The organism is Pseudomonas sp. CC11G (assembly GCF_056174845.1).
The window spans coordinates 849,392-862,407 of sequence record NZ_JBWBZC010000001.1 but is presented as its reverse complement, the minus strand read 5'-3'; the positions used below and the strand labels follow the sequence as shown (position 1 = coordinate 862,407).

Annotated in this window: 8 protein-coding genes and 1 pseudogene; all 9 read right to left on the bottom strand. The window is 60.2% G+C overall.

The window, feature by feature from the left end:
- Positions 1 to 105: 105 nt before the first annotated feature.
- Positions 106 to 1,840, bottom strand: a pseudogene (gene cptA / locus AC0V2S_RS04015) (phosphoethanolamine transferase CptA).
- A gap of 610 nt (positions 1,841 to 2,450) precedes the next feature.
- Positions 2,451 to 5,054, bottom strand: coding sequence for a LuxR C-terminal-related transcriptional regulator (locus AC0V2S_RS04010; protein ID WP_475508597.1), 2,604 nt, complete (start codon positions 5,052 to 5,054; stop codon positions 2,451 to 2,453).
- A 237-nt stretch (positions 5,055 to 5,291) separates the two neighbouring features.
- Positions 5,292 to 6,659, bottom strand: coding sequence for a DUF1329 domain-containing protein (locus AC0V2S_RS04005; protein WP_475508596.1), 1,368 nt, complete (start codon positions 6,657 to 6,659; stop codon positions 5,292 to 5,294).
- Positions 6,660 to 6,696: 37 nt separating this feature from the next.
- Entirely contained in the window at positions 6,697 to 8,496 is a 1,800-nt protein-coding gene (locus AC0V2S_RS04000) for a DUF1302 domain-containing protein (protein WP_475508595.1), read from the bottom strand.
- A 401-nt stretch (positions 8,497 to 8,897) separates the two neighbouring features.
- Positions 8,898 to 9,812: an SDR family oxidoreductase gene (locus tag AC0V2S_RS03995; RefSeq protein ID WP_475508594.1), complete on the bottom strand. Its 915-nt coding sequence runs from the start codon at positions 9,810 to 9,812 to the stop codon at positions 8,898 to 8,900.
- A 132-nt stretch (positions 9,813 to 9,944) separates the two neighbouring features.
- Positions 9,945 to 10,496: a hypothetical protein gene (locus tag AC0V2S_RS03990; RefSeq protein ID WP_475508593.1), complete on the bottom strand. Its 552-nt coding sequence runs from the start codon at positions 10,494 to 10,496 to the stop codon at positions 9,945 to 9,947.
- A 27-nt stretch (positions 10,497 to 10,523) separates the two neighbouring features.
- Positions 10,524 to 11,420 (bottom strand): alpha/beta fold hydrolase, encoded by an 897-nt coding sequence (locus AC0V2S_RS03985; protein ID WP_475508592.1) that lies wholly within the window; start codon positions 11,418 to 11,420, stop codon positions 10,524 to 10,526.
- Positions 11,420 to 12,187: a class II aldolase/adducin family protein gene (locus AC0V2S_RS03980; RefSeq protein ID WP_475508701.1), complete on the bottom strand. Its 768-nt coding sequence runs from the start codon at positions 12,185 to 12,187 to the stop codon at positions 11,420 to 11,422. The genes AC0V2S_RS03985 and AC0V2S_RS03980 overlap by 1 nt, the downstream gene beginning before the upstream one ends.
- Before the next feature lie 261 nt (positions 12,188 to 12,448).
- Positions 12,449 to 12,904: a flavodoxin gene (locus AC0V2S_RS03975; protein ID WP_475508591.1), complete on the bottom strand. Its 456-nt coding sequence runs from the start codon at positions 12,902 to 12,904 to the stop codon at positions 12,449 to 12,451.
- Between the last annotated feature and the right edge of the window lie 112 nt (positions 12,905 to 13,016).

The window sequence follows — 13,016 nt, the reverse complement described above, 5'->3', positions numbered from 1 at the left end:
TCACCAACGGTAACTTGCATGGCTTCTCGCCACTAGAGCGGCCGGTTGGTCGCTTTCAGACATGAAAACGCCCCTGGTCGGGGCGTTTTCAAAGGTGCAATGGCGTTACTTCTGCGCGGTTTCGATATCGGTCTTCGGCGCTTTGGGCTTGATCAAACTGAAGTCGATCATGGATTTCTTGTCCCCATGGGGGTTGCCGATCAAACGCGGCCGCTCCTTGAACTCGGGGCTGACAATGCTTTTGCTGGCGTCGTACTCATCAAAACTCAGCCCGGCCAGATCGGCCCAGGTGTGAATCAGCTGCGAGCTGCTATACGGCCGATTGGTATCGGCGATAAAGCTCCACTCATGCCCGTTACGCCACTTCGGCGAGGCCCAAACCATAAACGGAATGGTGTACATCGGCGCCGTTGGCTTGGCCTCGTTACGCCCCAGCACATTGCCGGTGGGCGAATCGAACACATCTTCGCCATGGTCGGAGAGGTACAGCAAGAAGCCGTTGTCGTCTTTCTGGGCGTATTCCTTGATCAGGCTGGACACCACGAAGTCGTTGTACAGCACCGCGTTGTCGTAGGCGTTGTAGGTGGGCAACTGGTCGTCACTCAGGCGAGCCGGCGCGCCACTGCGGTCGGTGAACTTCTCGAACTCGGGCGGATAACGGTACTGGTAGCTCATGTGCGTGCCCAGCAAGTGCACGACGATAAACTTCTTCGGCGCGTCTTCCTGCAGCACTTTGGCAAAACGGCGCCAGCACGTCACCGTCGTACTGCCGGGCGTTCTGGTTGCGATTGTTGTTCAGGTACACCTGCTCATCGGCCTGCTCGGAGAAGGTGGTGAGCATGGTGTTGCGCTTGGTCATGGTCTGCTGATTGGTGATCCAGTAGGTCTTGAACCCTGCCTGTTTCATCACGCTGACGATCGACGGGGTTTTCAGGTACAGGTCCGGGCTTTCTTCGTCGGCGAAGGTCAGCACCTGTTGCAACGCTTCGATGGTGTAAGGCCGCGGGGTGACCACATCGTCGAACACCAGCATGTCCTGGCGCAGCTTGTCGAGGTTTGGCGTGGTGTTGCGTGGGTAACCGTAGAGGCTCATGCGTTGACGGTTGGTGGACTCGCCAATCACCAGCACCAAGGTTGCCGGTTCATCGCCCAGGCTGCTTTTGAGGTGCTTGAGCGGTGGAATCTTGGCCGCGTCAGTCAGCATGCCCTGCATATTGCTCAACTGTTCGCGGTACTGGCGGTAACCCAGCACCAGCTGCCATGGCACGGCCGGCTCCAGGCGCGCTTCGGTTTTCAGCAAGGCGCCTTTGAAGGTCGGCTCACGCAGGGTCTGGCTGATCAGCGGGTAGCCCAGCGAACACAGCAGCATGAACGCAGCGGCGGCAAAGGCCGGTTGGCGGGTCATCTCAATCGGCCGCACCCGACGCCACAGCAGGTAGGCAACAAAGGTGTGAAGGGCAAAGGCTGGAATCATCCACCAGGCGAAATACTGAATCAGGTATTCAGCGCTTTCCGCGGCGTTGGATTCGAACATGATGAAAATCACGCTCTGGGAGAACTCCTGGCCGTAGATAAAGAAATAACCAAGGCTGACCAGCGAGCCCGCCCACAACAGCAGGCCGATTACGCCGGCAATAACGCGGGTTTTGGCCGGGAACATCAACACCGGCACCAGCCACAGCGCGCTCATCAGAAAGGCTTGGCGAAAACCGGTAAAGCCGGACGTGCCGGTGATTTGAATGAGTAGTTGCGGAACACAGGAGAAATACCAGAAGAACAGAAACAACCAGCCAATGCCGGCCCAGTCGATACCCCATCCTTTCTCACTTCGTACTTGCATGCCGCGTCGCTCCACCGAGGGTCAGACTCCCGGCGCGGCGAAGACGATGAAAAAACACCGCGCGCGGATTGTAAGGGCATGGACCTTACTGGGGGAGGTGTGAAAATTATGTCGGATGGAGGGAATTGGTTGTTTGCGTTCGTGTGCTCAACGGCCCCTCACCCCAACCCTCTCCCGCACGCGGGAGAGGGGGCTTGACCGAGTGAGGTCGCAGCACAAACGTCACCCCTCGCCCGCTAGGCCGGCCGGCCAGGCGAGAGGGGCTTTTGATCTATCGCTTTTGATCTATCGCTTGTGATCTACCGCTTGTGATCTACCGCTTGTGATCTACCCGCCCCTTTAGCGCCAGGCCGAGTGGAGTCGTTGCGTAAGGGGTCGTAGCGGCCGGGAGCCGCGCAGAGGGATGGGGCCATGGATGGCCCTCAGCCCGGCCCCTGGAGCGACGACGTAGCGAGGGAACCCGAAGCGCAGCGTAGGGCCCAGGTAGGGGCAAGCCTTTTTGGTTTCTTTTGTGGCGACTGACAAAAGAAACTCGCGCGTAAGGCGCGAAACAAAACGCCCAGCACACGCGGTAACGAAGAACTACACCGTCAGAAAATCACACTCACACTCACAGTAACCACCCCAACGCCTTGGCACGCGCTACTGCCTGAGTACGCCGCTCAACCCCAAGCTTCACGTTAATCCGCCGCGCATGGGTCTTCACCGTGTGCAGCGAGATATGCAGCCGATCGGCAATCTGCAGATTGGAATACCCCTGAGCAATCTGCTCCAACACCATCTTCTCCCGCGCACTGAGCGGCGAGCTTTCCGGGCTCGGCTGCACACCGGCACCCGCCTGGTTCAGCAACTGACGCAACTCCAGCGGCTCGGCCAACTGCGGTAACACCTGCTCCAACCATGTCCCGAATTGCGCATGCAGCGCCTGCAATTCCGGATTTACGCCCTGCTGGTGAGAAGTCTCCAGCGCCAGCCGCAGCATCGCTTCGGCGGGTTTCTCCTGCCCGGTGGCCAGCAAAGCCTGAACCAGACTGAACCGGCAGCGATTCTGCAAATTGAAATAGCCGCTGAGTTCGCAGTCTTCACTCAAGGCTTGCAAGGCTTCGAGTGCTGAACGCACCTCGCCCAATTGCAGATCGGCCAACGCCACGTAGTAGCGCAGCCGCGGCAGCAGGTCGTAGAAACCGGACGGCGCCAACAGGTCGCGCTGCTGATAGCTGTCCAGCGTTGCCTGCAAGAGCGTGCGCGCCCGCTGGGCTTCGCCCTGGCGCAGCCACAGCGAGCCTTGGGCCAGCTGCAGCACGCCGCGATAGCGCACTTCGGGTACATGCTGCCACTGCATCAAACGCTCGGCTTTGCGCAGCAATTGGAAGGCAAGGGTGAAGTCATTGGCCTGGGCGGCCAGTTCGGCCAGGCCCTGATAGCCAAAAATAATGTAGGCGTCTTCGCAGGCTTCAGCGGCATGCAGGCCGGCGGTGAACGAGGCATGGGCGGCTTCCACCTGCCCGTGGCTGGCCAGAAGGCTGCCGCGCAACAGCTGCAGCCGCCCCAGTACCGGGCCCTGGCAACCGCCGGCTTGCAGGTGTTGCAGGCACAGTTCGGCCAACTCCAGCGCCGCGCGCGAGTCGCCAAGGATGGTCAGCTGGTGAATGCGGTCGACGCTCAGCAGCGCTTCGAACAGCACGCTACCGTTCAACCGCGCCAGCTTCAGGCCTTCCTGAATATAGTCTTGGGCATCGCTCAGCAGGCTTTCCGAAAACGCTTGCTGGGCCAGCGCCTGGTAGCACAGCGCACGCTGCGACCAGGCTTCATCCACTAACACTTCCAGCGCTTGCAGCGATTGCTCGCGGGCGCTGCGTTGGCCGCGCTGGCGTTGCAGCACGCCCTGAATCGCCTGGTAGTGGGCGAGCAACTGTTGCTGCTGGCGCAAGCTGGGTTGCGGGAAGAAACGGCCGAGGTCTTCCAGGCACTCGTCCACTTCATCCAGGCGCGCACAAATCAGCAGCGCCCAGGCTTGCAAGGTGATAAGCCGTGGCGTGCTGGAGTACAGGCTGGCCGGCAGCTCGTGGCGCCATTGCAGAAATTGCGCAACGCTCTGGCCGATCAGCAATTGCTCCTGGCCAAACCGTTGCAGGTAGTTGGCGGCTACATCCGGTTGGTTGGCGAACAGGGCATGTTCTACCGCCGCACGCACGTCGCCGTGGCTGGCAAACCATTGGCAGGCGCGCACATGGGCCTGGGTCGGCGCCGGTGCCGCGCACTGGCGCTTGAGCACGGCTGCCACCGGGCGCGACAGGCGGAACCACTCGCCGCAGCTGTCCAGGCCAAGAAAGAACATTTGCCGCGCCTGCAATTCTTCGAACAGCGCCGCGCCGCCTTCATCAAGCACGTGCTCGCACAAGGCCGAGGAAAACTTCGGCATATGCGCCATCAGTGACAGCGCGCGCAGCAAGGTGGGCGACAGGCCGCTCAGCACTTCGCGCACGATGTATTCGTTGAGCAGCGGCGTGCCCGAGGCCAGCCGCTCGCCCAGGTTTTCCGCCGTGCCTTTGATCAGCAGCAGGCAAACGCCGGCTACCCAGCCTTCGCTGTTGTGCAGCAGTTGTGAACGCAGCTCCGGGGGCAGGTCGAGGTGATGTTGGTGCAGTAGGCCGTCGAGCTCGGGTTCGTCCAGGGCCAGAGCCGGGGCGTCGAGCTCCAGCAGGTCGCCCTGCAGCATCAGGCGCGGCAAGTTCCAGGCCGGGCGACGGCGTCCGCCGATCCACCAGCGCAGGGTGTGCGGGGCTTGTTCGAGCAGGCGGTCGAGGCAGTCGTCGAGCTCGGCGCAGGCATCGCGCGGGTAGTCGTCGAGCACAATCCACAGGGGTGTTTCGCTACGGCTGAGCAGGCTGCACAGCTCGTCATAGGTATCGCCCTCTTCCACCGGGCGGCCCATGGCCTTGGCCAGGCGCTTGAGCAATTCCACCGGGGTCAGGGCGCGACCGAGCAAGTCCAGCCACACCACCTGGGTGCCGACCGGCGCTTGCCGTACACATTCGTTGAGCAACACGCTCTTGCCAAAACCGGCGGGCGCGCAAATCAGCGCCAGGCGACTGTCGCCAGCGAGAAGCGCCTGCACCAGGCGTGGACGGGGAAAATGGGCGGCCGGCAAACGCGGCAGCGGACTGTCGGTTAAACGCAGGGGGCGCGGTCCAATCGCGTGAACGTTATGCATGGTCGATGCCTCTGCTTTTTTGTTTTTATTAGGGTGTAGCGGTGAACCGATCTTAACCACAAAAAGCGCTGAGTAGAGCCTTGGAAACAAATAAGGCGACCCTCGGGCCGCCTTATTTTTACAACTTAGTGCGGATCATCACGCTGGGTGATGGACCTTGTTGGGCTTCGCTGCGCTCAACCCAACCTACAGATTCGTAGGTTGGGTTGAGCCCTGCGAAGCCCAACACGCACACCATCAACGAACGCCGGCGTTACGCAGAGCTGCCGGGGTGTAGTCGGTAGCCGAGGTCTTGATGCCGAATTCATACGACTTCTTCTCTTCGTTCATCATGCCGATGGCCAGGTAGCGGCCAGCGATGATGTCGTAGAGCGCTTCGAAGGCGTATGCCGGTGCTTGAGCCACGAACTGCTGATACATCATGGCTTCACCGACGCGCCACAGTTGGCCACGGCCGTCATACATTTCCGAAGCCACGATGGTCCAGGAGTCTTCATCTACGTAGAACTTACGTTTGGCGTAGATGTTGCGCTCGCCAGACTTCAGGGTCGCTTCCACTTCCCACACGCGGTGCAGCTCGTAACGCGCCAGGTCCTGGTTGGTGTGGCCGGTCTTGATGATGTCGTCGTACTTAACGTCCGGCGATTCCAGCTTGTAGTTGTTGTACGGGATGTACATTTCTTTCTTGCCGATCAGCTTCCAGTCATAACGGTCAGGTGCACCGTTGAACATGTCGAAGTTGTCCGAGGTCCGCAGACCGTCCGAGGCAGTGCCCGGGCCGTCGTAGGAAACCTGTGGAGCACGGCGTACACGGCGCTGACCGGCGTTGTAGATCCACGCCATGCGTGGCTCTTTAACCTGGTCGAGCGACTCGTGTACCAGCAGCACGTTACCGGCCAGACGTGCCGGCGCGGTTACTTGCTGTTTGAAGAACAGCAGGGCGTTGGAGGCTTTGTCGGCGTCCATACCTGTCATGGATTGCGGGAACGACACCTCGTCGGTGAAGTTCACCAGGGTGTAGCTGCCGTTGGTTTGCGGCGTGGCCTGCGTATAGCTACGGCGCAGGTTGCCACCGCGGTAACGGGTAATGTGGTTCCAGATGACTTCCAGACCGTTTTGCGGAATCGGGAAAGCGTAGTAACGGCTGTCCTGGAAATTCAGCAGGCCATTGCCGCCCTCTACGGTGGTGGTTTTAGCCGCACTGAGTTTGGCCGCTTCATTCACTGCATCCGGCACGGAAACCGTACGGTGAGTGGTGTACACCGGCATTTTGTAGGTTTCTGGGTAGCGCTTGAACATCGCGATCTGGCCGGCCGACATCTTGGCCTTGTACTGATCGACGTTGGCTGCGGTGATGGTGAACAGCGGTTTCTCATCGGCAAACGGGTTGCCGAGGAAGCCACCGGCGTTTACCGAGGCAGCGGTCTTTGGCAGGCCACCGGTCCAGGCCGGAATGCTGCCATCAGCGTTACCGGCTTTCTCGCCGCCCAGTGGCGTGAGGGTGGTGCCGAGTTTGGCTACTTCCGCAGCCGGTACGGCGGCCAACACGCTGCTGGCAAGCAGCGAGAGGGCCAATGCACCAAACAGATTTTTCGTTGTTTTCATTGTTCTTGTAGTCCTCTGTTATTCCGCCAAGCAATTCTTAGAAGTTCACGCCAACGCTGAGGGCCAGGAAGTCACGGTCGGTGAGTACGTTGTAGTCGCCGCCGAAGAAGTTGGTGTACGAAATACCCGCGGTGTAGGTGTTGCGGTACTCGGCATCCAGACCAATGCTCGCGGCCTTGGCACCTTCGTTGAAGTTAGGCCCGTAACCATCGACATCGTGAGACCACGACAGGTTCGGTTTCAGGTTCACACCGGCGAATGCATCGCTGTAATCCCAGATGGCGCGAGCACGGTAGCCCCACGAGGTTCTGGTGTAGTAACCGTGACGACCGCCCTGGGCCATGTTGCCGAAGGTGGAGTCGCGACCATAGCGGATGTCATCGATATCACCGAGAGCACCGATGGAGTTGGCACCGATTTCACCCACGATCGTCAGACGGTCTGCGCCCATGAACTGGTCGAAGAACTGAGTGAAGGTGGTTTGGATCTGGGTGACTTCTTTGCGGTTGTAACCGCGATGATCGTCGCCGGCAGTGGCCAAGGCACCTGCAACACCACCAGTGGTCAGGCCGGCAACAACGCTAGTAGCTACAAGCGGCGTCATATCGTTGGTGTTGATCTGCAGCGGCTGGTTCGGGCGATAGCTGATTTCACCCGACCACGCAGTACCGGTAGGCAACGTGGTGGAGAAGCTCAGGCCATACAGTTGAATATCTTCTGGATACTCAAAGTAGTAACGGCCGGTACCCAGCAACTCAGGTTGGGCGAGTGGACGCAGCGCCGGGATGGGGTTAAACGCAAGGCCCAGGCCAGTCTGGATATCAGCAGCATTGGCGTTTTGCACGCCGAGGAATGGCGTACGGCTGTGGTAGTTCATGAAATACGCGCCGTACTCGGTTTCATCACCCTGCCAGCGCAGTGCAGCACCCCATTGACCGCCGTCGCGAGCGTCACGATCCCCTGTACGGGGAACGGCCACCCCCTGAGAGTTGACGTCTACCCCAAGGCTTGAAAGTAACGCTTTGGTACTCGGATCGTTCAACGCAGTAACAGTGGCGCCGTCCAGAATTCGGTAGTTCGTATCGCAGCCTTCCTGAAGCACGTCCGTGCTGGAGAAGAAGGTGCCGCAGTTATCCACAACGGTCTGGTCCCACTCGAGCTGGTAGAACGCCTCGGCGGACAGGTTCTCGTTGAAGCTCTGCGACATGTAGAACATGTTGACCGGAATCAGACCTTCCTTAACCTCAGCGCCAGGGCGGCGGAAGGCGGAAACGTCAACCGGGTTGATCGAGTTGATACCGTTCTGGATAAAGGTACTTTCACCCCAGCTCACAACTTGCTTACCGAGACGGGCGCTACCTGGCTGCTCGGCGATTTGGTAGTTGTGGTAGACGAAGGCGTCGAGCAGTTGATAGCCCGAGGACTTGGCGCCCTCTTTGGCGTGGTCGTCGGTGACGTCTACGAAGTTCTGGTGTTCATCCTTCAGCTCGAAGTCGTACCAGTACTTGCCTCGCAGGAAGATACCGTATCCCCCCCGTACTGAGCTCAAGGTCGTGAATGCCTTTGAAGATTTTCGAGAAAGTCTTGCCGCGCTGGAAGTTCTGGCGACGTCATCGTTGGTTTGAGTAAACGCCTGACCGCCGTTGGCTTCGCCGATGTAGGTCGAATCCGGCTTCTGGGTGGACCAGCTGGCCCCTACGGACAGCGAGGAGTCGAATTGCCCTTCGATCTCGCCGATGTTGAAACTTACCGCGCCAGCCTGGGCCGACATGCCCATTGCGATCGCGATTGCCAGAGTCTTTGGCTGGAACAGTCCGGGCCTTTTTGTTGTTGTCATGCGGCTCTCCTAGTTGGTGAAACTGTGATGCACCGTACTCAGCGGATGATAGACGGAGTAGCGCACGAAGGATTGATTCTTTCTGTCGCTCGTAAGTATGAATGCCCGCTCCATATGGCGATCACAGGGCACCAACACTGGAATGAATGGAGGCATATTCGGCGCTGAGGGAACTTTCATATTTGTAAGGGAAAGACTACAAAATATTGCCGGCGTTTATGCGTTACCAACGGGTCAACAAAATCGCCGATATCGGAAAACAAAAAAGGCCGACTTCTGCCAGAAGTCGGCCTTTTGGTTTTTTGCTAGCTCAAAAGCTCGAGGCTGAAGCCTCTCCCACAAGTTTCATCGAGCCCTGTGGGAGAGGCTTCAGCCTCGATTTCCTGCAAACGGCGCTACCGTTACTTGCCGGCGTATTTCTGCAGATTGGCCATCATCGCCTGCAGCGCTTGCAGGCTGTCTTCAGGGTGGCTAGCGCCTTCGAAGTCGCCGATCTGTTTCCAGGCGGCGGCCACGTCGTCAGCGTCAAAGCCGACTTTCGGGTCGAAGCCTGCGCCGTTGCTGCGCTCCCAACGTACTTTGCCGATCCAGCCGCCGCCTACTTCGTAGAGGCCGGCGGTGTCTTGGCAGTTTTCGCTGCCCAGGTACACCACCAACGGGCTGACCAGTTCCGGCTTCAACTGTTCGAACACTTGCTGCGGAATCAGGCCTTCGGTCATGCGCGTGCCGCCGGTTGGGGCAATGGCGTTGACGAAGATGTTGTTCTTGCGGCCTTCGATGGCCAGCGTACGGGTCAGGCCGTACAGGCCGAGCTTGGCCATGCCGTAGTTGGACTGGCCGAAGTTGCCGTAAATGCCCGAAGTGGACGAGGTGAAGATCACCCGGCCGTAGTTCTGCTCGCGCATGTGCGGCCAGGCGGCGCGGGTGACTTTATAGGCGCCAGCCACGTGCACTTGGTAAACCAGATCCCAGTCGGCGTCTTCCATTTTGTGGAAGGTTTTGTCGCGCAGGATGCCGGCGTTGTTCACCACCACATCGATACGGCCGAAGGCGTCGAGGGCGTTTTGTACGATTTTTTCGCCGTCGGTTACCGAGTCGTGGTTGGCCACGGCGGTGCCACCGGCTTCACGAATTTCGGCCACTACGCGGTCGGCTGCCGACGCGTTGGCGCCTTCACCGTGGGTGCTGCCGCCCAGGTCGTTCACCACCACTTTGGCGCCAGCTTTGGCGAACGCCAGGGCGTGGGCGCGGCCGATACCACCACCGGCGCCGGTGACGATTACAACCTTGTCTTCAAAACGAACGGACTCGCTCATACATAACTCCTGGGGCAGATGGCAGAACATGCGATGCGCCGAGTTTCCGGTAGCGCGGCGGCAGCCACAATAAAAGCGGCCGGGGCTGAATAGCGCCCAATAAGGTTAGGGCATGATTCCAGACCCGTTTACCTAGCGGCCCGGCGTGGGTGCCGGGCATTTGGGCGCGGGTTCGCTGGGCGCGGCAATGGCAGTGTAGCGATAGGTGACATCGCGGTCGGGCGCGCCGCCGGCAATGATCAGGAACATGCCGAAACTGCTGGTGTGGATGGTGGCCGGCAGTTGCGCGGGCGTACTGAGATCCAGGGTTACCTCGCGGCTGTTGTGGCCCCAGGCGAGCAGCGGAATGCCATTGAAGTCGTTGTCGGAAAACTGGTACTTCGTGCCATCCAGATTGCCGGCAATGCTCAGTTGCCCCACACAACGGCCGTCACGCTGCAGGCGCGCGGTGAGTTGCTGATCGGCGTCGATATGCAGATGGACCAGCCCCGCCGTACCCGGCGCATCGAGCACCGGGTAATTGGCGCGACTGGCCAGCAATGGCCACAGCCCCGGCGCGTGGTCGGGGTTGCCAAGCGGTTGCTGGGCATACCAGCCATCGAACAAGGGCGGCGCATCTAGCGGGCCGGTGCTTGCGCAACCGCCCAGGGCCAACACCGCTGCCATCACCGCCAACCTGCGCATATCGCCTCCCGCCGAAAAAGTCAGCGGCTAGGCTACAGCAGCCTTGCCCAACCCGGCGCGGAAAGCTTGGTAGTGCTGCAACACCTGGCACGGCGCTTCGGTTTGCGGGTAGTGGCCGATGCCGTCGAGCAACACGGTATCGGGCTCGGGGATCAGCTCGCGGTAGCGGGCCACCATATGCGCACCCGAAATCGGATCCACCGCGCCATCGATCACCCGCAGCGGCAGGCCGCCCTTCTGCATCGCACTCACCCAACGATCACGGTGCTCGCGACGGTCGGGAATGTAGTGAATCAACCGATGCATCACCGCTGGGCCGTTGTTGCGGGCGATCAGGCTCCAGAAGTCATCCAGCTCCGCTTCGCTGGGCTGGGTGTGCGGGCCGAATACCTGGGCAAAACTGGACGCCAGTTTCTTGCGGCTAAAGAGCCGGCCAATCAGTGGCCCGAGCGGGCTGAGCAAGAGTTTCTGCACCAGCACCGGGCGATGGGTTTCCGGGAACAGACCGCCGTTGAGAAACACACAGGACGCCAAGCGCGCGCGGCCTTCGTGATGGCGAGCGACCAGTTCCTGGGCGACGCTGTCGCCGTAGTCATGGGCGAGCACATGCACCGGGGCGTCGACATTCAAATGGGCAAGAAGCACCTGATGAATATCGGCCTGTTCCAGCAAGCGGTAGTTATGGCCACGGGGTTTGGCCGAATCACCGAAGCCGAGCATGTCGCAGGCGATCACCTGGTAATGCTGGGCCAGGGTGTTCCAGAGAAAATGCCAGTCCCAACTGGCGGTGGGAAAGCCGTGAATCAACAACAGTGGCTCGCCCTGACCGGCCGTCCAGTAGGCAATGGTGTGGCCCTGAAAATTCAGGCTCTTCCCCTGCGCGCGCCAGTCACGCAGGGGAATGCCGGCGAGCGCCGGCGACATCAGACGGCGTAGCCCGGGTTCTGTTGGTCGAGTTTGCGCATCAGCGCTGGCCAGGCCAGATTGCCGCCCATGCCTTGGGCCGTTTTCATCACGCCCTGCACCATGGCTTTGGCGCCGTCGAGAATCTGCTGGGGAATATGGATCAGCTCGGCGCCACCGCTTTGCGCCATCACCTGCACTTCGCAGGCACGCTGCAAGGTGAACATCATCAGGAAGGCATCAGCGATGCTGGCCGAGCAGGTCATCAGGCCGTGGTTGGGCAAAATCATGAAATTGCTTTCACCCAGATCCGCCTGCAGGCGAGCCTTCTCTTCATGGTTCAGCGCTACGCCTTCATAGCCGTGGTACGACAGGCTAGCCAGCACGAACAGCGCCTGCTGCGACAACGGCAACAAACCCTGCTTCTGCGCCGACACCGCGATACCGGCGGCGGTATGGGTGTGAATCACGCAACCCACGTCGTGACGCACTTCGTGCACGGCGCTGTGGATGGTGTAGCCAGCCGGGTTGATTTCGTAGGGACTGTCCATTTGCTTCACGCCATTGAGGTCGACCTTTACCAGGCTGGAGGCGGTGATTTCATGGAACATCAAGCCGAACGGGTTGATGAGGAAGTCTTCGGTGCCGGGCACCTTGGCGGAAATATGGGTGAAGATCAGATCGTCCCAGCCGTGCAGGGCGATAAGGCGGTAGCAGGCGGCGAGGTCGACACGGGCCTGCCATTCAGCGGCGGACACCTGATCTTTGATAGTCGGTACGGATTTGATCTGCGCAGCAGTCACGGCAATCACCTCGGTTTGTTGTTGTTTTTTAGTGAGGTTGAGTCTAGCGAGGGATGGCGGGGGCGGTAGTCGCTATTGCGGCCAGCTTGGTGGCCTTGTGGGTCAGGGGTGACGCCAGTATGAGCAAATCCACCGTCATCCCGGCGTAGGCCGGGATCCAGAATGTTGGAGTGGACGAGGTAGCGAGCTCGCCACAAAAGTCTGGATCCCGGCCTGCGCCGGGATGACGGTGAGCCTGATGTGAACTCAGCCCTTGAGCGCCGCCGCAAACCCCGCCAACCAGGGCTCGGCATCCGTCTCCGGCGTCACGCTCTCGCTGGCATCCAGTTGCAGCATCGGCTGCACTTCACGCAGGCCCAGCTCGGCGAACAGCTCACGCAATTGTTCGCCGCCACCGCAGAACGTGTCGCCATAACTGGCATCGCCCAGGCCAATCACTGCGCCAGGCAAACCGCGCCACTCACTGGGCAGCACATCGCGGATGGCGTGAAACAGCGGCTGCAGGTTATCCGGCAGCTCACCCATGCCGGTGGTGGAGGTCACGGCCAGAAAGGCCTCGGGGGCGAAGGCTTTGAGTTCTTCCAGGGTGGCACGGGGGTTGTGCCAGGCATCGAAGCCGTCCGCCTTGAGCAGTTGGGTGGCATGACGGGCCACTTCCTCGGCGGTGCCAAATACCGAACCGGACAAGATCGCAACTTTCATCAAAATGCTCCGCAGCAGGGCTAAAAAAATGCCGGCCATTATGCCTGAGCCGCGCTTGCCGTCACCCTTTGCCCCGTCTATCGGAAAGGCTCTGGAGCACTCTAATAAAGTT